This window comes from Vreelandella massiliensis (genome assembly GCF_900155385.1).
Classification (GTDB): domain Bacteria; phylum Pseudomonadota; class Gammaproteobacteria; order Pseudomonadales; family Halomonadaceae; genus Vreelandella; species Vreelandella massiliensis.
The window spans coordinates 441,238-459,652 of the sequence record NZ_LT699745.1 but is presented as its reverse complement, the minus strand read 5'-3'; the positions used below and the strand labels follow the sequence as shown (position 1 = coordinate 459,652).

Here is an 18,415-nt window from a genome sequence, read left to right as displayed (position 1 = left end):
GCTTTGAATGCCTGCTGTGTTGGCACCAGTGCGCTGCGGCCGAAAGCTGATATAGAAGATTAATTTTTATTTAGCCGACGACATGCTTAATATGTCAGCGGTTATTTGCTAAATTAATTTAATCTAAAGGAGGTATTCGAATGAACTCAACTAACACCATCGGCTTGAACGAAGCTAATGTTAGTCAGTTGGCCGAGAAGTTAAATGAACTGCTTGCAAACTATCAAATTTTCTACATGAATGTGCGTGGTTACCATTGGAATGTGAAAGGTCGGCAGTTTTTTCAGCTTCATGAGAAATTTGAAGAACTCTACACTGATCTGCTAACGAAGGTAGATGAGGTAGCTGAGCGCATCCTCACCCTTGGCCATCAGCCCGTTCACGCTTACAGCGATTACATCAAAATTGCCAAGATCCAAGAGGATAAAGGTGTTCAAGACGGTGAAGCCTGTGTGCGTGGCATACTTCAGGGTTACCAAGTACTAATAGATCTGCAGCGTGATCTACTTTCACTGGCTTCGGATGTTGACGATGAAGGCACGGCCGCTCAGGCCGGGGACTACATCCGTGAGCAAGAGAAAACCGTGTGGATGCTCGACTCATATCTTGCTTGAGTGAATGCTCTCCGCCCAAAGCGCGTAGCGCGGCGGGCGGGGAGCAATCACAGCTGGCTTTCGCTGATAAGCGGTAAGCCCACTACTCGCTCTTACAGGAAAGGGGTCTTCGTGGAGCACTTTATGGACTATGAACATGCAATTGTGAAAGTCTAAGAAGGGACTGGCGCCCTGTTCTGCAACGGCTGCGGCGTTATCATCGCTGAGGGTACCCAACATGAGGACAGAGAGCACTACTGCACTATGTGTATGAGCGGCAACTGCAAAGCAAAATTCAAGGACGGGAACTGACATTCTCAGTTTGCCGTGCTGAGCGTTTCGGAACCTGTTAACCTGAATCGGACAGATCGTTAAAAATTAACGTAGATTTTGTGTCGGCATCGCTTGCTGCCGACAGCGTCGGAAAATTCACCATACTATAAGGTGGCGGGTCGTCATCATCGGGCTGTACAGGGTTGATCGAGACACTGGGCGGTCTCAAGTTCCAAGCGCAACGCTATTGAAGGGCGCTCGGGCCGGCGACTGATTTCTTGAGCACCTCCGCGTAGACTTCCAACGGCGTGCGCCAGTCGAGCGTCTTGCGCGGCCGCGTGTTCAGTGAATCGGCGATCTCATCGAGCTCTTCCTGGCTGTAGACCGACAGATCCGTGCCCTTCGGCAGATACTGTCGTAGCAGTCCATTGGTGTTTTCGTTAGACCCCCGCTGCCAGGGGCTGTGTGGGTCCGCAAAGTAGATCGCCGTACCGGTCTTCTGCGTGATCTCGGCATGCTTCACCATCTCCCTGCCTTGGTCATAGGTCATGGAGAGGCGTAGGGCTCGTGGCACTTCATTGAGTTTGTCACTGAAGCCGACGGCCGCAGCGGTGGCCGTGGTGCCATCCACCTTCGCCAGGATCACCAAGCGCGTGGTGCGCTCCACCAGCGTGCCGACGGCAGAGCGATTGTTGGCACCGATGATGAGATCGCCCTCCCAGTGGCCAGGCATCAGGCGATCTTCGATCTCAGGCGGCCGCATATGGATGCTGACCAGCTCGGGAATCTGCTGGCGTCGATCCTTGCCACGACTACGTGGCCGACGCTTGCCGTTGCCCTGCCGCAAGCAGGCGATGAGCTCCTTCTTGAGGCTGCCGCGGGGCATCACATAGAGCGCGTTGTAGATGGCCTCATGCGAGACCTGTCGACGGGAATCGTTGGGAGACATGCGCTTCAGTGTGCGGGCTATCTGTTCCGGTGACCAGTACTTGCGCAACAGGTAGACCACCACCTCGAAGAGCTCACCGTCGGGGTGCAGCTTGGGACGCTGATGTGGCTGCTGTCGCGTCAAACGAGCTCGATAGCCCGCCAGGCTGGCATCGTAGCCCTTGATGGGGTTGACCGTGTGGCGTGCGATTTCTCGCGACACGGTGCTCGGTGCACGGCCCAGATGAGTGGCGATGGACCGGATCGAATGCGTAGCTCGCATCATCATGATGGCGGCTCGGTCTTCGGCGGTGAGATGGCGGTAGCAATGGGTCATGGCAACACCGTACCTGATAGGTCATGTGTTGCACTTGGTCATTGAGACCGCCCTGGTTGGCGGCATTGCCACTTTGGGGCGTCCGCGTGTGAACCGTTCGGGATGCGCCTCGAAGCTATCATCAAGCGCTTGCTGGCGAAACTCTGCGATGTCGTGGTAACGACCAGTGAAGACCTGCTCGGGCGTGAAACCAGCAAGCCCAATGTGGTGGTGCTGCAGGTTATACCAGTCGACGTAGGCGCTGTACCACTGCTGGATATGCGTGATGCTCTCAAAGCGCCCGGGATAACTTACTGGTCTTGAACTGGCTTTCGCTGAACGGGTTGTCATTACTCACCCTCGGGCGACTGTGACTGCACGTCACTCCCAGCTCCCCCATGAGGCCCAGATAGCTCCGGGCGGTCATCGGTGAGCCTCTATCCTGGCGGAGCGTCAGCGCTCCATGCGGGATGCCGTAACGATCCACGGCCTCCTGGAAGAGCTGTTGAGCCAGCGCCGAACTCTCATTGCAGGAGACCATCCAGGCCACGATAAATCGGCTGTAAAGATCCAGCACCACGTAAAGATTGAGGTAGACGCCGCGCCGCTGCGTGGGCAATTTACTGATGTCCCACGTCCACGCCTCATTGGCGGCCCTTGCCGTGATGCGTGGCACGGCATGGTGTTGAGGCGCGCCTTGAGGGCGGCGGTCACTGCTCTCCTCGACGTCAGGCAGCTGTCTGTACCGCGTACTAAGCGATCCTAGAGAGATCCCTTGCTAGCAAGTCGTGGTAAATTTCATACACAGGCTGATCCTGGTAGGGCTCGCTATATTGTGCATAAACCGCACAACGCTGAACTAGGCGCTCAGAAACTCTGCCTTTTCAGACGTCAGGTAGAGGCGGACTTTGGTGGCGTTTAGAATGGCATTGTGGCTTTTTAGCTGTATTTATATCCATAAAAATCGATAAGTGGCGAAGATCAACCCGAGCAGCGCTAGCGCGCTACCTACTTATCTCCCCGCCCGCGCATTAAGCGAGGTTTTCATGATTTTTTGCTGAAAGGTAGGTGTTGCCAGATTAGCTGGTGGAAGCCTCGCCGGAAGAACAATCCAAAACCTGACAATGGTCATTCACGGGATCATCAATGTCTTAAGCATTGATTCATTACGGATAAATTGCAGCCGTTCAACTTTACCTTCCGGCGATAGCGATATCACGCTGACGGCGCCTTCTTCCCGCGGTAACAGACGGACCTGATCGGCATCGCGGGCCAATAGCACACGAAAAGGATAGTCACGCAATGCGGGAATCGCGAAGAGGCGAGCAACCAGGTCGGGCATACCACTGATATCGGCTATATACACAAGGCCTGCAGCTGTAAAATCACCTTTGCCCAATTCGCCAAAGCTTTGCTCAATCAGGTCGTTGGCGTCCATGTCGGCCGTGAAAAGCACATGGCGAATACCGGGGTATGGGAGTTGATAGGTATTGCCGAATGCATCCGGCAGTTGCTGTTGAGGAAAAGAGGTACCCTGCCTCCATTTCTCTTCGGCATGAGAAACTCTATGGGTCTGGGCGAGGACTGGCAGGCTAATTGTTACCGCAAGTGTCAGTAAGAAGGTAGTGTAGGAACGTAAACGTAGCATGATAAAAAAGTCTTCCCAGTCAGCTGAATGGATCTCATCAAGCTACGTCCTGAAAGAACACGATGGCAAGCGATACCCCCTGTGAGAAAACGCCGCATGCCTGGGTAACAGTGACGAAGGGGGCCAACAAAACATATGCCGATGAGGAACTTCGCGCCCTGGATACGCTGCAGACCACCATGCAGCGCGGCATCGCCACACCGGGCGATTGGACTGTTATGCAGAGTGTCACCTCTCTTGCAAGCGCATCCGACGAAGACGTGAAAGCCAAATATGGCGATTACGAGGCGGTTTTAACTTGCCTAGGCAAGGCTAAAAAGAAACAACGTAGTTATATTAGCGAGTGAGGCTCATAAAGCCACCCTGTAACCCAGGGTTGTGTTTTGTATGTGACTTTTTCATAGGAACGTCCCGCTGATACCGTCCCAAGGGTGGTGCGGTTCGGGTTGTCTTTTGCGACGGGCAGCTTCTATCTCACCTTCGGTGACATCGCTTAAACCGTAAGTGTATCCGTGGCGCTTTGCTTGACCTTCAATCCAGCCATTTGTGTAGCGAAAGCCGGGAATACCTTTTAGCGTCTGGTGACGTTTACCCTGTTCGCCGTCAACAAAGCCATGAATCCATGCAAGGCGATACTTCCGAACGAACATACAACATCCTTAGTATTTCCTGATGGTTATTTCACTCTGATCAGCAGTGCTTAGTGCTTAATCTACTAAACACATAGCATATACTATCTTAGCCAGGATTTCTCATAGCACCTCAGTCAGTACTGCACTCAGGGCAGGATGCCGTAATGCTAAACACCTATTGGCACGGCTTAAATAGCTTACTTTTTAACTATTCGAGAAGCCTAGCCCTGACTCTTTGGAGTGAGGGCTAGGGGGCTAAAGCGTATCAATGCCTAGGTAACGCAGGTGCCTGGTCGTGTTCTGGCAGCTTGAACACTTCAATAGCACTTAACAGTTCGCTTGCATGCCTTTGCAGCTGCGTGGCGGATTGAGCACCTTCTTGAATGCTAAGCGCATTGCTTTGCGTGACACGGTCCATGTCGGTCACAGCATCGTTGACCTCACTAACCCCTTTGCTCTGTTCTACGCTGGCGTTGCTGATTTCTTGCATAAAACTTGTGACACGCTCAATGGCGGCGACAATCTCTTCCGTGGCTTTGCTGGCTTCTTCTGCCTGTTTATCGCCATCCTTGACGCGTTCGAGGTTGCTGGTAATGCGAGAGGTGATCTCTTTGGCAGCATCGGCACTACGCTGGGCAAGCTTGCGGACCTCTTGGGCAACAACCGCAAACCCACGCCCGTGCTCACCCGCCCGCGCCGCTTCCACAGAGGCATTGAGCGCGAGGATATTGGTCTGGAAGGCGATTGAGTCAATCGTCGAAATAATACCGGCAATTTCCTGTGAGCTTTCGTTCAGGGCTTTCATGGTTTCAGTGACCTGGAAGACGGATTCACCGCCACGCTTAGCCGTGCTGGAAGCGCCGCTGGCTTCCTGACTTGCTTGTTGCGAATTGTCAGCGTTCTGCTCCACCGTGCTGTGCAGTTCTTCCATGGCGGAGGCCGTCTCGGCGAGAGCGCTTGCTTGCTGCTCCATGCTAGAGGCCAAGCCATTATTGCTTTCAGCTATTTGCTGGCTATTACTCGCCACAGTGCCCGCTGAGTGCTGAACTTGGGTAACAAGAGCACGTAATTGATCTACCATGCTCGCCAGTGCAGCCATAATGCTACTGTTATCGTTCGGGGCGAGCTTGGGCTTGATGGAAAGATCTCCTTGACCGACGGCCTGCGCGAAGGCACGTACTTCACGCGGTTCTGCGCCTAGTTCTTTCACTAACTGGCGGGAAATAAATACGGCAATCCCTGTGCCTAAAACAAGGGCAATCAAGGTTAATGTAATCATCAGTTGGCTAAAGTTATTGGCCACGCTGCGGGCGATAGTGGTGTCTGCTGCGGTTTCCGCTTCTTGGTAGTCAATGAAAACATTGATGGCATCTAGCCACTCGGCAAACGTATCACCGCCTTCACCTACGGCAATTTCACGCGCGGAGATAAAGTCTCCATCACGGCGCTCGCTAATAATCTCTTGAGCAAGATCACGGCCACGCTGAGCAATGCGGTCAATCTCGGCGATCATTTCTCGCTCGCGCTCGGAAATGGTTTCAGGGTAGTTCTCGAACATGTCGTTCATGCTGTTTTCGGCTTGGCGATAATTGTTGGCCAGGCGGTCATGAAGTTCTACCAGATCATTAACCTCTTGGGTGTCACTGACGAGGGTAATGTCGCGTAGCGCAATCGCACGGTCATGCACGCTGCCGCGAAAGTTAATCGCGTGGCGCATCATCCGGCCATTGACGTCATTGATCATATACAACCGCTGGTCAATCGTGTTGACGCGGTCAATGCCGACAACGGTGAGCGCACTAAAGATAACCAGAAGGGCTCCAAACCCGGCCATTAAACGATGGCGAACCTTGAGGCGTGCAAAACTCAGCATGAAAGTGATCCTGTTGCGGTTTGTTCAGATGTTTGTCGTGTAAGCATATTATATTACTTAACGTATAGTATTTGTACAGCTTTATTTGATCTAGTCTTCATGCCTGTATAAAAATGGCGCACTGTTAACGTGCAAAAGCGTTACTAGACCCTCATCTTTTTGATGTAAGTCAAATGAAGTGCATGTTTTGCTTAGTCCGATACGACGGCGTCTCGTATTGCTGGGCGGTATGAGCCGTTTCTGTTTTCCACACCAACCACTGGGAAATGAACTGCTTATGGGTTGTTACGACACGTTACTGCCTGGGCAAACGTCCGCTTTTCTTAGCCTGCCATCGTTTTTTAGATGATATGTTTATATACATAGCACTGTATCCAGCCGCAAGGGTGGTATAGAGTGCTGGCGATTCATGCCGTGAGTTGGGTGAAATTTGACGAATACCCAAGAAGCAGCGCCACTTCTGGGGTCTTTTTCAATGCGTTGCGTTTTTCTTTGACGCTTTTCCTAAAGCACCTACGCCGAAGGTTAGGCTTAAGGGTATGCATACCTAGCGGGTAAGCACGCACATCATGGTCAGAAACAGCAAGTATGAAGTGGCAAGAAGAGGACGTCATGGACGGAGCGGGTTCGGATAGAGAAACGACGGATAACTCGGCAGCGCTGGCGCAAGAGATTAAACGCCACCAGAAAACCATCGAGCAACTGGAGTTGGTTAACCGCGTGGTTGAGCGTGTCTCCCACGCCGTAGTGATCACCGATGCGGATAACCGCATTCTGTATGTTAATCCCGCCTACGAAAAAATGAGCGGCTTTAAGCTATCGCATGTGATGGGCAAAAAGCCGTCGATCTCCAAGTCCGGTCGGCATGGGCCTGAATTTTATCGCAAGATGTGGGCTGCACTTGAAAAAGATCGACACTGGGAGGGCGAAATCTGGGATCGCCATGAGGATGGTACGGTATTTCCCAAGTTAATGAGTATCGATCGGTTAGTAGACGAAGAGGGTAAAACCCGCAATTTCGTCGCAATGTTTTACGATCTTTCGCAGCAAAAAGCCTCAGAAGCGGAAATTGAGCGCTTGCAATATTACGATGCGCTCACGCAATTGCCCAACCGTTCTTTGTTTCGTTATCGTCTTCAGCACGAATTTGAGATTTCCCGCCGGCAAAAAACGTGCGTGGGCGTTTTGTTGATGAACTTGGACCGGTTCAAGCAAGTCAACGATTTTTTCGGCTTCCCCGTTGGGGACCAACTGCTGATGGAGGTCGCTGAACGCCTGACTGCCGCGGTGCGACGCACCGATCTCGTTGCACGTCAACACCACGCCTCTGAGCGCGACCCTGACGTTGTCTCCCGCACCGGCGGGGACGATTTTGCTGTGATTCTCAATAACCTTAAAACACCTGAGGATGCCACGCTTGCAGCGCTGCGCATGCTGGATGCGATAAGCAAGCCATTCGCGTTGCAAGCGGGCTCAGAAACCCTCGACGATATTTTTCTCCAGGCTAGCATTGGCATCAGTATTTTTCCCGATAATGCCGCGAGCGTTGACGCATTGGTTCGGTCAGCAGAAACCGCGTTGACTTGGGCCAAAGCGGATGGGGGTGGCGAGCTGCGCTTTTTCTCCGAACGCATGAACGAAAACAGTGCCGCCCGCTTGCGGCTGGAAAGCGATTTACGCCGAGCGGTGGCGGAAGAATCTTTCATGCTTCATTACCAGCCTAAGCTTGATCTTACGACACACCGCTTTACTAGCATGGAAGCGCTTATTCGCTGGCCGCGTGGCGATACCATGGTATCACCCGCCGAGTTCATTCCTCTGGCCGAGGAAACCAACCTGATTGTGCCGTTGGGAGCGTGGGTACTTCGCCGCGCTTGTATGGATGCCATGTCTTTAGGTCAACAGCTTGGTCATGTGCCTGGAATTGCCATTAATTTATCTGCTCGCCAGTTCCGTCAGCCGGGGCTTATTCAGGCGGTACGTGCCGCGTTGGATGAGAGTGCTATTCCGCCCCAGAAAGTAGAGTTGGAAATTACCGAAAGCATGGTGATGGACGACGTTGAGAGCGCGATTAAGACGATGCAGGCCTTGCGCGATCTCGGCGTGGAACTGGCCATTGATGATTTTGGCACCGGCTACTCATCGCTGAGTTACCTTAAGCGCTTCCCAGTCAACACCTTAAAACTTGATCGTGCCTTTGTCTGTGACCTACCTCATGACGTTGAAGATGCTGCTATTACGGAGTCGGTGATCGTGCTGGCCAAAACCCTCAAGTTGCATGTCGTGGCGGAAGGCGTGGAGACCCGAGATCAGATGGCCTTTTTACGTGAACGGCACTGCGCCTACGTGCAAGGTTTTTTGTTAGCCCGGCCAAAGCCGCTTGAGGCTATGCCCGCTATTTTTTGCAGCGGATTTACTTAATGCAAACAGCTTCATATTGACGTTAAAGCAGCGCAATGGGAGCTCTCCCTATATTCTCCGGTAACCCGATTGCCGTCAGGTGACAAGAGACAACGTCAGAGAGCGTTATGAGAGACACCGAATACCTGCAGTTACTGGAAACCGCAGTAGAACAGTCGTTCAATGCCGTTGTGATCACCACAGCTGAACTTGATCTTCCTGGGCCAACCATTATTTATGTTAATGCGGCCATGATGCGCATGAGCGGTTATGAGCGTGAAGAGCTGCTGGGTACCACGCCGCGTTTGTTACAGGGGCCAAAAACCGACCGCGCGATGCTGCAACGCCTGCGAGAGGCCCTGAAAGCCGGTGAGCCTTTTGACGCCATTACGGTAAACTACCGTAAGGATGGCACTCCCTATGACGTGGAGTGGAACCTCTCGCCGGTTCGCAATGAGGCGGGGTCCGTTACCCATTTTGTGTCGATCCAACGGGACATCACCCTTTCTGTAGAAGAGCAGCGACAAAGGCGGCTGCTGTCCAGTGCGATTGAAATGTCGTCAGATAGCGTGGTCATTACGGACGCTGCAGGGGATATTGAGTACGTCAACCAGGCGTTCGAGCGTTATACGGGTTATGCGCGCGACGCGGCGATCGGGCAAAACCCCCGGCTGCTCAAATCTGGCCATCATTCGGCCCAGTTTTATCGCAACATGTGGGATACCCTGACGCGCGGTGAGACCTTTCGCGACACGTTTTTGGATAAAACGCGGGATGGAGATCATCGCTATGTTGAACAAACGATCAGCCCCATCAAAGACGAGCAGGGGCGTATTGTGCGCTATGTTTCTGTGGGCAAAGACATTACTCGGCGCGTTAAGCATGAGCAGGAACTTGAGCGCATTGCCAATACGGATACCTTGACGGGGCTGGCTAACCGATTGAGTTTTGATCGGCGTCTGGAGCTGGAGATGGCGCGCTCTCATCGCTACCAGCGCCCGTTGTCGCTGATCATGCTCGATATTGATCACTTTAAACCTGTCAACGACATCCACGGCCACGATGTCGGCGATCAAGTATTGGTGTGCTTTGCCAACGTGTTGCGTGAGAACCTACGTATTACCGATTTATGTGCCCGCTGGGGTGGGGAAGAATTTATTGTGTTGGCGCCCGAGACAGCGCTTGCCCAAGCCTTACAGCTTGCGGAAAAGCTACGCGAGGCGGTTGCTGCCACGGTGTTTCCGGTGGTAGGACATGTCACGACCAGCGTGGGTGTTATTGAGGCTCGTCCAAATGAGCTAATTGTCTCTATGATCAAACGCGTCGATTCAGCGCTTTATCAGGCCAAGGCTGAAGGCCGTGACCGAGTGAGAGAGGCGGGATAAAAAAATTGGCGTTAACGTGACGATATCGATTTACGTCTCAGCCCTTTGCGTTTGCACTAACAAGGTCGCAAGCTCGGTAAAGCCGATTCCTCCGCGTTGCGCGAGAAGATAGCGTGGATGGTGTGTCATGCGATCTAACCATCGGCCGATATTGGCGACACCAAACGTATATGTCAGGTAAGCAAACAGGGGTTCATCGTTGGGAGAGTCGCCGACAAAAGCGACATGTTGCTGAATGGCGTTTTCGTCTAAGCCGTATTTGGCCTGTAGTAAGCGCTGCGCCATTGCCTGCTTGCTGTAGTCACCGAACCAAGCGTTTATATGGATGGAGCTAGCGCGTGCATTCGCCCCTGCTTCACGAAATGCTGCCAGTGCTCTGTCGATGTCAACTGTTGATATGCCGTGTACATCCTGACCGTGATCAAGCGCGACATCAAAGAGCCGGTAAGGTTGATCTTTTGCTAACCGAAGCGCGGGAACACGCGCCATGGCGTCTTCAGCAATGCTTAGCAATCGTTGCTGGCTGGCAAACCCTGCCTCGGGTGTATCCCAGCTATGGTATTCGACCTTACCGATGCGGTCGCGGTCGAAATAAAAAGCACCGTTTTCACCGATCACGGCAGGCACGGGCCAGAGTCGGATCATTTGATCGCACCAACCCGCACACCCGCCGGTGACCGGTATGACCTCAATGCCGGCATGACTTAGGCGATATAGGGCCAAGAGTGTCTCGGGCAGTAAGCGACCATCCGTGGTGAGCGTATCGTCTACATCGGTCAGTAGATAGCGAATGGAAGTGAAGTTGTCAGCAATGGGCATCATAGGTTTGGTTCGGTGTGAATGATGTCAACGCCCTGATCATGGAGGGCGGAATAGATGGCGTTATCGGGCAGGCGATCACATACGAGCTGGTCGATGCTATCAAAGCCGGTGACTCTCGCCATGGGGCGGCGATTCCATTTACTGGCGTCGGCAAGCAACACGCGTCGGCGAGCATTACGTAAAATAGCGCGACTGACGTCTGCCTCCAGCGGGTCAAAATCCAACACGCCGGCGTCTGGGTCGAGCCCGCCCGCACCAATAATGCCGATATCCACCTGGTATTGATCCAGACTGCGTGTGACGGTTTCCCCCACCACGTCGTGGTCGTGATGGCGCAGTGTGCCCCCCATGACGAGGACGTGGGTATCGGGTTGTTCCCCGAGAATACCGGCGACATTTAGGTTATTCGTCAGCACCCGAAGGCGCTTATGTCCTGACAGGCAACGCGCCAGGTAGGCCACCGTGGTACCAATTCCCAGCATCAAGGTGGCTCCATCCGGGATGCGCGCTGCCAGGGCTTCGGCCATGCGTTGTTTACTGTCGGCATGGAGCTGTTGGCGGCGATTGAAGGAGAGGTTAAGGGCGTTGGCCGGTAAGCTAACGCCTCCATGCACACGGCGGGCTCTCCCCATCTCGCAAAGCTGGTTGAGGTCTTTGCGTATGGTTTGCGCGCTTACCGTAAACTCATCGGCCAGGGTGTCCACTCCCAACTCGCCTTGAGCGCTTAGCAAGGCAAGAATGCGCTCCTGTCGGTCATTTAGCTTCATGGGTCGTCATAAATCGCTGAGGATAATCCGTAATCACGCCATCGAGCCCCCAGTGCCAGAGTGAGGCTACCTCTGACGGGGCGTTGGCCGTCCAGGCATAAAGATAGAGGCCCGCCTGTTTGATTGCTTGCACACGTTGTGGGTTGAGGTGGCGCCAATCCGCATGCAGGCTGAACAGTGCCAAACGCTCGGCCTCGGTGCGCCAGTCGTTGGGTAGATCAGTGATAATCCAACCCCGTCGCACATGCGGCGCTTGGTTTAGGGTTTCGGCCAGTAAGTTAAGGCTAAAGCTTGAAATAATCAGGGTCTCACTAGGGAAATCGGTGCTTTGTAGCGCATTAACCACGGCGGCGACCACATCAGCGGTAGGCAGTCCGTAGTCTTTGATTTCCAGGTTGAGCCCCATGCCTAGCGTTGAGAGTAGGCGCAGAGTATCCACTAGCAGCGGCAAGGGTTCGGCAGGCCAATGCTCGACGTGAGCGGCCATGTCGAGACCGTCCAGCGAATCAATCGTCAGCTGATCGAGTCGAGTCGCGTGATTCCCGCAGCGCGCGGTGGTTGTGTCGTGGCTAACGACCGGTGTGCCGTCACTCAAGAGGGTGACATCCAATTCAATCCAACGCACTCCGACGTCGGCCGCCTTGCGAAAACCACCCAAGGTGTTTTCTGGCGCCAGGCTGGGTATGCCCCGATGGCCCATTACAGCAGGCGGCGTTTGCATGGTGAATGTTGGTGAGGGCATGACAAGGGATCCGTGGTTATGTGTGCTTGGGGCAATAAGGGCACGCGGTCATTCAGTCAGACGCACGCCGCTGGCAGGATCGAACAGGTGGAGAGCATCAGGGCGCAGACGCAGGGGCAAGCGCGCATCACGCTGCACGTCCGGCGTCCCGTGCAGACGCAAGGCGACATTGGCCTCGACGCCGTCGAAGCGCCCGTGGAGCAGTGTCTCGGCACCTAGTGGCTCCACCATGTGAGCGATAAATTGGACGTCGGCCGGTTCCCCCTGCTCGGCCACCACCAAATGCTCGGGCCGGATGCCCAGTGTCACGTCCCGACCGTTTGCCTCTTCCGGCGCATGGGGGCATGCCACACGCAGCCCTTGCCCCAATGCCAGCATTCCGCTATCCAGTCGAGCAGGCAGGAAATTCATGTTAGGAGAACCAATGAAGCCCGCAACGAAGACCGTGCGCGGGCGCTCGTAGATCTCCATGGGCGTGCCGATCTGCTCAGCCACTCCACCATTCATCACAACCAAACGGTCGGCCATGGTCATCGCTTCTACTTGGTCGTGGGTGACGTAGAGCGACGTGGTGCGCAATTCCTGCTGAAGGCGTTTAATCTCCAGGCGCATCTGCACGCGCAGCTTGGCATCCAGATTGGACAACGGTTCATCGAACAGGAAAGCAGCGGGGCTGCGCACCATGGCGCGGCCCATGGCAACACGCTGGCGCTGACCGCCCGAGAGCTGGCCCGGTCGGCGGTCGAGCAGATCCGTCAACTGCAATACGCCCGCCGCCCATGTCACGCGCTTTTCAATGTCGGCCTTGGACATTTTTCGCATCTTCAAGCCATAGGCCATGTTCTGACGCACGCTCATGTGCGGGTAGAGTGCATAGTTCTGGAACACCATGGCGATATCGCGGTCTTTGGGCTCCAGGCGATTGACCACATGCCCGTCGATATCGACCGTGCCTTCCGTAATTTCCTCCAGCCCCGCCACCATGCGAAGCAGGGTCGACTTGCCGCAGCCGGAGGGACCGACGATAACGACGAACTCGCCGTCCTCAATGGTCAGGTCAACACCGTGGATGACCTGGGTGGTGCCGTAGGACTTACGGACGCCCGATAGTGTGATGGAGGCCATATTTCTCGTGTCTTCCTTTGTGTTTACTTTTCGACTTCGACCAAGCCTTTAACGAACAGGCGCTGCATGATCACGACCACCGCCACGGGGGGCAGCATGGCGAGGATGGCCGCCGCCATGGCGAGGTTCCACTCGACCACGTCATCGCCCACCGCGATCATGCGCTTGATACCCATGACGATGGTGTACATGCTCTCGTCGGTGGTCACGAGAAGCGGCCACAGATACTGGTTCCAGCCATATAGAAACAAAATGACGAACAGCGCCGCCATGTTGGTGCGTGACAAGGGCAGAAGCACGTCCTTGAAAAACCGCAACGGCCCAGCGCCATCGATACGTGCCGCCTCGACCAGTTCATTGGGCACCGTAAGAAAGAACTGACGAAATAGGAACGTGGCGGTCGCCGATGCGATGAGAGGCACGATGAGGCCAACGTGGGTGTTGAGCATCGACAGATCGGCGATCACTTCGTAGGTGGGCAGGATGCGCACCTCCACCGGCAGCATCAAGGTGGCGAAGATGAGCCAAAAGCACACCATGCGCAGGGGAAAGCGGAAGTAGACCACAGCGAAGGCAGACAAGATGGAGATAACGATCTTGCCCACCGCAATGCCCAGCGCCATGACCGCACTGTTGATCAGCATCGGCCCTACCGGCGCGGCACCGGGGGCGGCGGTGCCTTCGAGGATGACGCGCGTATAATTGTCGACGAAGTGGGTACCGAAGGTCATCGGGACGCCGGCGATCAGGGTCGTGGTGTCGTGGCTGGAGGCGACCAGGGCCACATAGATCGGAAAGATTGTCACGACAAGGCCGAGCAGTAGCACGGTATGAGTGAAAAAGGCCCACAGAGGGCGTCGTTCGACCATCAGTACTGCACCTTGCGTTCGATGTACCTGAATTGGATGGCGGTGAGGCCGATGACGATCACCATCAGTACCACCGACTGCGCCGCCGAGCTGCCCAGGTCGAGGCCGATGAACCCGTCCTTGAACACCTTGTAGACCAAGATTTCAGTGGCGGTGCCGGGGCCGCCCTGAGTGACGGTGTGAATCACGCCGAAGGTTTCAAAGAAGGCGTAGACCACGTTGACCACCACCAGGAAAAAAGTGGTCGGTGACAACAATGGAAAGATCACACTGAAAAAGCGTCGGGCGGGGCCTGCGCCGTCGATAGCGGCCGCCTCAATCAGTGAGCGGGGAATGGATTGCAGCGCCGCCAGGAAAAAAATGAAGTTGTAGGCGATGCGCGGCCAGGCCGCCGCCGTGATCACCAGGGCCATGGCCTGCCCGCCATTGAGGTAGTGATTCCAGTCGTAGCCGATGGCGCGCAAGGCCAAGGCCAGAACGCCATTGGAGGGATTGAACAGGAAAAGCCACAGGACGCCAGCCACCGCCGGGGCTACCGCGTAAGGCCAGGTCAGCAGTAGCTGATAGGTGCGCTTGCCGCGGAGCACACCATCGGCCATGACGGCCAGCAGCAGGGCTATCCCCATGGTGACCGCCGTGACACCGAGGCTAAACAAGGCGGTATTGATCATGACGCCGTAGTAAGCGGGGTCGGTAAACAGCTCAATGAAATTGTCGAACCAGACGAACTCGAACGACAGTCCGAAGGCGTCCTCGACCAGAAATGACTGCTTAAGCGCTTGCGCCGCCGGCCAAATGAAGAACACGATGGTCACGGCCATCTGTGGTAGGACCAGCAGGTAGGGCAGCCAGCGGTTGTTAAAGGTGATGTTCTTGTGCATGGTTTCGTCTTCTCGGAAGGGTGAGGGGCGGCCCAGTCAAGGGCCGCCTCCCCGCCTCGTCGATGAGGGACTTAATCGTTGGCGCGTTCGAACTTACGCAGCAGCTTGTTGCCCTGGGTGACCGCGTCATCCAGGCCTTCCTGGGGGGTCTTGTTACCCACGAAGACGTTCTCCATTTCCTGCTCGACGATATCGCGGATCTGAACAAAGTTGCCCAGACGCAGGCCTTTTGAGTTGGGCGTTGGCGGGTTCAGCGTGAGTTGCTGCACGGCCACGTCCTTGCCGGGCTTGCTGGCGTAGAGATCGCGCTCTTTGGCGAGTTCGAAGGCGGCGTCCGTGATCGGCACATAGCCGGTGTTGTCGTGCCAGAAGTATTGTGCTTCGGCGCTGGACAGGTACCCAAAGAAGTCGGCGACACCCTCATACTCCGCCTCGTCGTGACCGTTGAGCACCCATAGCGTGGCGCCACCAATGATGGAGTTCTGGGGCTCTTCCACTTCGTTGGTGTAATAGGGCAGCATGGCCACGCCCCAGTCGAAATCAGTGCCCTCGGCGAAGGTGTCGTAGTAAGCGGAAGAGTTCATCACGACCCAGCACTCGCTGTTCATGAACAGCGGATTGGCATCGCCGCGGCGGCCGCCATAGACAAAGGTACGGTCCTCTTGCCAATCGGTGAGGTTCTGCAAATGTTCGACCTGGAAGCCTGAGTTGATCAACAGCTCCGTGTTCAGGCCGCCGAAGCCGTTAGCCTGGGTGGCGATCGGCTTGTCGTGCCAGGCGGACATGTTCTCGATCTGAATCCAGGAGGGCCAGCCGGTCGTGAAACCGCACGTAGCGCCACCGGCGTCGATAATCTGCCGTGACATGTCCGCTAGCTCAGACCATGTTTGTGGCGGCTGGTCCGGATCCAGCCCTGCCTGCTTCATGGCGTCCTTGTTGTAAAACATGACCGGTGTCGACGAATTGAACGGCAGCGACAACAGCTTGCCATCCTGCGTTGTGTAGTAGGACGCAACCGCATCCAGGTAAGGCTCGGAAGAGAAGTCTGGGTTGCCGGCGTCCTGCATCAGTTTGTGGACCGGATAAATGGCGCCCTGCGCGTTCATCATGGTGGCGGTGCCTACTTCAAACACCTGCACGATATGTGGCTGCTCGTTGGCGCGGAAGGCGGCGATGGCGGTGGTCATGGTTTCGGTGTAGTTGCCCTTGTAGACCGGCTTTACCTCATAGGTGTCCTGGGACTGATTGTACTCGGCCACCATCTTCTCGACGGTTTCGCCGAGTTGTCCTCCCAGCGCATGCCACCACTGGATTTCCTGCGCGGCCTGTGCCTGCATGGCGATCGTTGACAAGGCCATTGTGACGATTGTTTTACGCAACATGATCTGCTCCATCGATGAGTGTTGAGGCGGTGGCTAAGGCGAAAAACCACCCGTCGCCGGATAGTGAGGAGCATTTCAACAGAGGCTTGTTTCATTTGAAGGACAGTAAGTTTTCAAATGAAAGACACTTTCTAGGCGAGTACATGTGCTTTGCAGCAAATAATCAGGTTTAGGTGTTAAGTTAAGGTTGGCGTATCCCTACGAATTTAGCGCTATGCGTCGCATAATGCCTGATGGCGGGCTGCTTCACGAAGGCTTGTCTGAAACGATGCCCAGCAAGACCAGGGCGCAGCGCCAGCTGAAAAAGGAAAATTGCCAATCAAAACTCGAGATATGGAAGGAAGCATTATGGGTAGTCAGTGTATTGATTCGGTCGTACTCGTGTCGTTGTTATTAGCGTTAGCGTCACCTGCTTTGGCGCTAAATTGGGAGGAGGAGCCTATTTCTGGCACTATCAATTTGTCTGCAAACTTTTATCCAGATCCGCACGCCACTGCGTTAGTTGCGGGTGGAAGCCGTTCTGCGAGTGAGGTGGGTTCACATTGCCGTGGATACGTGAGCAACTCGCCTGACTTGGATCTTAACTATCAGGCAGGCGACCATATGCTCTCAATTTTTGCGGAATCACAAGATGATATTACGCTTGTGGTATTTGATGCAGCGGGTAATTGGCACTGCAATGATGATTTTTCTGGTACTAACCCAGCGCTTCAATGGCAAAACCCTCCTTCAGGTAACTACAATATCTGGTTGGGAAATTATGTAGCTTCTGGTGATTATCTTCAGTCTACCTTGTATATTTCCGAAAGGACGCCAGATTTCGATATTTCATCAGCAGCAGCTGATAGCATTGAATGGGGCGATAACACCAGCCGTTGGGCCAATGACGGTGAGTGCGATGATCCGCGTTTTGATGGGCCAGGCGTAAATTCTAATAATGTATCTGAGGATCGTTATCATGACGCCAACGATTGCCGCATTCTTCATGAGCAGGGGCAAATATACTTACGTTAAAAATAACTCTAGGTACTGCAGCCGTAGCTAAATAAGCTATAGTGTATGTAATTGATTTAGTTATGGCTGTAGTACTGAGGGGCTGCTGGCGAAGCTGATCAATTCTCTGAAAGTGGCCGCGTCGTATCGAGCGCAATAAACAAGTCGCATAAGCGCGGCTATTTGGACAACTGGGTTGAAAATCACCGAAATCTTTATGTCGGCAAAGCGACGCTTCGATAACCCGCGCCATTATCCTTAATGTGTCTATTAGTAGAAGTGGGCGAATTACGTACTCGTAAAGCGCTAAATGACGATGCTACCGTCGGCGTGATGAATAAAGCGAGGTTCTGTGACGCATAGCACCGAATTTTTTGATGACTCGTCAGAATCAGCGGCGGTTGAACTGATGGCCGATAATACCGTCTGATCAGAAGTGAGATGAGGGGCGGAATTCTCCGACACGCTATTACTCTCGGCCTTCGTGGAGCATTATATGAGCTACGAACATGCAGTTGTAAAATTTGAAAAAGGCATTGGCACCCTGCTCTGTAACAGCTGCGGCATTGCTATCGCTAAAGGTACCAAACACGAGGACAGGAAACACTACTGTATTATGTGCATGAGCGGTAATTGCAAAGCAAAATTTAAGAAATAAAGCTGACCAGCGCCTCCCCATTTTTTGTCGCGTCATCGGTATAACTTCCCAGAAATTGAGAACAGTCTCGGTATTTGCTCTTCGGTCCCAGAGGGGCTTTGCCACAGGTGGTAGTAGATGGTTCTACCT

The 18,415-nt window shown here is 54.2% G+C and carries 19 protein-coding genes; 7 read left to right on the top strand and 12 right to left on the bottom strand.

Features of this window, described 5'->3' with window-relative positions; genetic code table 11:
* Positions 1–140: 140 nt before the first annotated feature.
* Positions 141–614 carry a Dps family protein gene (locus BQ9846_RS06665; protein ID WP_075880084.1) on the top strand — a complete coding sequence of 158 codons (474 nt, stop codon included), beginning with the start codon at positions 141–143 and terminating at the stop codon, positions 612–614.
* A gap of 496 nt (positions 615–1,110) precedes the next feature.
* On the opposite strand, the gene BQ9846_RS06660 is transcribed toward BQ9846_RS06665, so the two are convergent.
* Complete coding sequence (locus BQ9846_RS06660) at positions 1,111–2,130, bottom strand: IS30 family transposase (protein ID WP_075880079.1); 1,020 nt, start codon at positions 2,128–2,130, stop codon at positions 1,111–1,113.
* A gap of 102 nt (positions 2,131–2,232) precedes the next feature.
* Between BQ9846_RS06660 and BQ9846_RS16515 the strand changes: the two genes are divergently transcribed.
* Positions 2,233–2,433 (top strand): hypothetical protein, encoded by a 201-nt coding sequence (locus tag BQ9846_RS16515; RefSeq protein WP_144049396.1) that lies wholly within the window; start codon positions 2,233–2,235, stop codon positions 2,431–2,433.
* On the opposite strand, the gene BQ9846_RS16510 is transcribed toward BQ9846_RS16515, so the two are convergent.
* A complete protein-coding gene (locus BQ9846_RS16510) occupies positions 2,402–2,785 on the bottom strand; it encodes a DDE-type integrase/transposase/recombinase (RefSeq protein WP_075880077.1) in 384 nt (127 codons plus the stop codon). The two genes, BQ9846_RS16515 and BQ9846_RS16510, sit on opposite strands and share 32 nt — an antisense overlap.
* Positions 2,786–3,241: 456 nt before the next feature.
* The gene (locus BQ9846_RS16505) at positions 3,242–3,757 is read right to left on the bottom strand and encodes a hypothetical protein (protein ID WP_144049394.1); all 516 of its coding nucleotides are present in this window, start codon (positions 3,755–3,757) and stop codon (positions 3,242–3,244) included.
* A 62-nt stretch (positions 3,758–3,819) separates the two neighbouring features.
* On the opposite strand from BQ9846_RS16505, the gene BQ9846_RS06645 reads away from it, so the two are divergent.
* Positions 3,820–4,104 (top strand): thioredoxin domain-containing protein, encoded by a 285-nt coding sequence (locus BQ9846_RS06645; protein WP_075880072.1) that lies wholly within the window; start codon positions 3,820–3,822, stop codon positions 4,102–4,104.
* 51 nt (positions 4,105–4,155) lie between these two features.
* On the opposite strand, the gene BQ9846_RS06640 is transcribed toward BQ9846_RS06645, so the two are convergent.
* Both BQ9846_RS06640 and BQ9846_RS06635 read right to left on the bottom strand, forming a co-directional pair.
* Positions 4,156–4,407 carry a hypothetical protein gene (locus tag BQ9846_RS06640; protein ID WP_075880068.1) on the bottom strand — a complete coding sequence of 84 codons (252 nt, stop codon included), beginning with the start codon at positions 4,405–4,407 and terminating at the stop codon, positions 4,156–4,158.
* Between the two features lie 247 nt (positions 4,408–4,654).
* Positions 4,655–6,262 carry a methyl-accepting chemotaxis protein gene (locus BQ9846_RS06635; RefSeq protein WP_075880065.1) on the bottom strand — a complete coding sequence of 536 codons (1,608 nt, stop codon included), beginning with the start codon at positions 6,260–6,262 and terminating at the stop codon, positions 4,655–4,657.
* A 588-nt stretch (positions 6,263–6,850) separates the two neighbouring features.
* Here BQ9846_RS06635 and BQ9846_RS06630 point away from each other — a divergent pair.
* Complete coding sequence (locus BQ9846_RS06630) at positions 6,851–8,683, top strand: putative bifunctional diguanylate cyclase/phosphodiesterase (RefSeq protein ID WP_083651503.1); 1,833 nt, start codon at positions 6,851–6,853, stop codon at positions 8,681–8,683.
* A gap of 107 nt (positions 8,684–8,790) precedes the next feature.
* Positions 8,791–10,047, top strand: coding sequence for a sensor domain-containing diguanylate cyclase (locus BQ9846_RS06625; protein WP_075880058.1), 1,257 nt, complete (start codon positions 8,791–8,793; stop codon positions 10,045–10,047).
* A gap of 30 nt (positions 10,048–10,077) precedes the next feature.
* On the opposite strand, the gene BQ9846_RS06620 is transcribed toward BQ9846_RS06625, so the two are convergent.
* The 7 genes from BQ9846_RS06620 to ugpB all read right to left on the bottom strand — a co-directional run bounded on the left by BQ9846_RS06620 (position 10,078) and on the right by ugpB (position 16,647).
* The gene (locus BQ9846_RS06620; protein ID WP_235818934.1) at positions 10,078–10,869 is read right to left on the bottom strand and encodes an HAD-IIB family hydrolase; all 792 of its coding nucleotides are present in this window, start codon (positions 10,867–10,869) and stop codon (positions 10,078–10,080) included.
* Positions 10,866–11,636 (bottom strand): DeoR/GlpR family DNA-binding transcription regulator, encoded by a 771-nt coding sequence (locus tag BQ9846_RS06615; protein WP_075880056.1) that lies wholly within the window; start codon positions 11,634–11,636, stop codon positions 10,866–10,868. Before BQ9846_RS06615 ends, BQ9846_RS06620 begins: the two co-directional genes overlap by 4 nt.
* A complete protein-coding gene (locus BQ9846_RS06610; protein WP_083651502.1) occupies positions 11,623–12,378 on the bottom strand; it encodes a glycerophosphodiester phosphodiesterase family protein in 756 nt (251 codons plus the stop codon). The genes BQ9846_RS06615 and BQ9846_RS06610 overlap by 14 nt, the downstream gene beginning before the upstream one ends.
* A gap of 48 nt (positions 12,379–12,426) precedes the next feature.
* The gene (locus BQ9846_RS06605; protein WP_075880054.1) at positions 12,427–13,503 is read right to left on the bottom strand and encodes a sn-glycerol-3-phosphate import ATP-binding protein UgpC; all 1,077 of its coding nucleotides are present in this window, start codon (positions 13,501–13,503) and stop codon (positions 12,427–12,429) included.
* A gap of 23 nt (positions 13,504–13,526) precedes the next feature.
* A complete protein-coding gene (gene ugpE / locus BQ9846_RS06600; protein ID WP_075880051.1) occupies positions 13,527–14,372 on the bottom strand; it encodes a sn-glycerol-3-phosphate ABC transporter permease UgpE in 846 nt (281 codons plus the stop codon).
* Complete coding sequence (gene ugpA, locus BQ9846_RS06595; RefSeq protein WP_075880049.1) at positions 14,372–15,253, bottom strand: sn-glycerol-3-phosphate ABC transporter permease UgpA; 882 nt, start codon at positions 15,251–15,253, stop codon at positions 14,372–14,374. Before ugpA ends, ugpE begins: the two co-directional genes overlap by 1 nt.
* 71 nt (positions 15,254–15,324) lie before the next feature.
* Positions 15,325–16,647: a sn-glycerol-3-phosphate ABC transporter substrate-binding protein UgpB gene (ugpB, locus tag BQ9846_RS06590; protein WP_075880044.1), complete on the bottom strand. Its 1,323-nt coding sequence runs from the start codon at positions 16,645–16,647 to the stop codon at positions 15,325–15,327.
* A gap of 336 nt (positions 16,648–16,983) precedes the next feature.
* Here ugpB and BQ9846_RS16500 point away from each other — a divergent pair, with 336 nt between their 5' ends.
* Positions 16,984–17,649: a hypothetical protein gene (locus tag BQ9846_RS16500; protein ID WP_144049392.1), complete on the top strand. Its 666-nt coding sequence runs from the start codon at positions 16,984–16,986 to the stop codon at positions 17,647–17,649.
* 475 nt (positions 17,650–18,124) lie between these two features.
* Complete coding sequence (locus tag BQ9846_RS16770) at positions 18,125–18,286, top strand: hypothetical protein (RefSeq protein WP_165697903.1); 162 nt, start codon at positions 18,125–18,127, stop codon at positions 18,284–18,286.
* Positions 18,287–18,415 lie beyond the last annotated feature (129 nt).

Bases quoted from the DNA above. Each gene is read 5' to 3' on its own strand.
- BQ9846_RS06625 (WP_075880058.1), top strand. From the start codon at position 8,791: ATGAGAGACACCGAATACCTGCAGTTACTGGAAACCGCAGTAGAACAG.
- ugpA (WP_075880049.1), bottom strand. From the start codon at position 15,253: ATGCACAAGAACATCACCTTTAACAACCGCTGGCTGCCCTACCTGCTG.
- BQ9846_RS06665 (WP_075880084.1), top strand. From the start codon at position 141: ATGAACTCAACTAACACCATCGGCTTGAACGAAGCTAATGTTAGTCAG.
- BQ9846_RS06635 (WP_075880065.1), bottom strand. From the start codon at position 6,262: ATGCTGAGTTTTGCACGCCTCAAGGTTCGCCATCGTTTAATGGCCGGG.
- BQ9846_RS16500 (WP_144049392.1), top strand. From the start codon at position 16,984: ATGGGTAGTCAGTGTATTGATTCGGTCGTACTCGTGTCGTTGTTATTA.
- BQ9846_RS06620 (WP_235818934.1), bottom strand. From the start codon at position 10,869: ATGATGCCCATTGCTGACAACTTCACTTCCATTCGCTATCTACTGACC.
- BQ9846_RS06640 (WP_075880068.1), bottom strand. From the start codon at position 4,407: ATGTTCGTTCGGAAGTATCGCCTTGCATGGATTCATGGCTTTGTTGAC.
- BQ9846_RS16770 (WP_165697903.1), top strand. From the start codon at position 18,125: ATGAGCTACGAACATGCAGTTGTAAAATTTGAAAAAGGCATTGGCACC.
- BQ9846_RS06645 (WP_075880072.1), top strand. From the start codon at position 3,820: ATGGCAAGCGATACCCCCTGTGAGAAAACGCCGCATGCCTGGGTAACA.
- ugpE (WP_075880051.1), bottom strand. From the start codon at position 14,372: ATGGTCGAACGACGCCCTCTGTGGGCCTTTTTCACTCATACCGTGCTA.
- ugpB (WP_075880044.1), bottom strand. From the start codon at position 16,647: ATGGAGCAGATCATGTTGCGTAAAACAATCGTCACAATGGCCTTGTCA.
- BQ9846_RS06660 (WP_075880079.1), bottom strand. From the start codon at position 2,130: ATGACCCATTGCTACCGCCATCTCACCGCCGAAGACCGAGCCGCCATC.
- BQ9846_RS06630 (WP_083651503.1), top strand. From the start codon at position 6,851: ATGAAGTGGCAAGAAGAGGACGTCATGGACGGAGCGGGTTCGGATAGA.
- BQ9846_RS16505 (WP_144049394.1), bottom strand. From the start codon at position 3,757: ATGCTACGTTTACGTTCCTACACTACCTTCTTACTGACACTTGCGGTA.
- BQ9846_RS06610 (WP_083651502.1), bottom strand. From the start codon at position 12,378: ATGCCCTCACCAACATTCACCATGCAAACGCCGCCTGCTGTAATGGGC.
- BQ9846_RS16515 (WP_144049396.1), top strand. From the start codon at position 2,233: ATGCGCCTCGAAGCTATCATCAAGCGCTTGCTGGCGAAACTCTGCGAT.
- BQ9846_RS06615 (WP_075880056.1), bottom strand. From the start codon at position 11,636: ATGAAGCTAAATGACCGACAGGAGCGCATTCTTGCCTTGCTAAGCGCT.
- BQ9846_RS06605 (WP_075880054.1), bottom strand. From the start codon at position 13,503: ATGGCCTCCATCACACTATCGGGCGTCCGTAAGTCCTACGGCACCACC.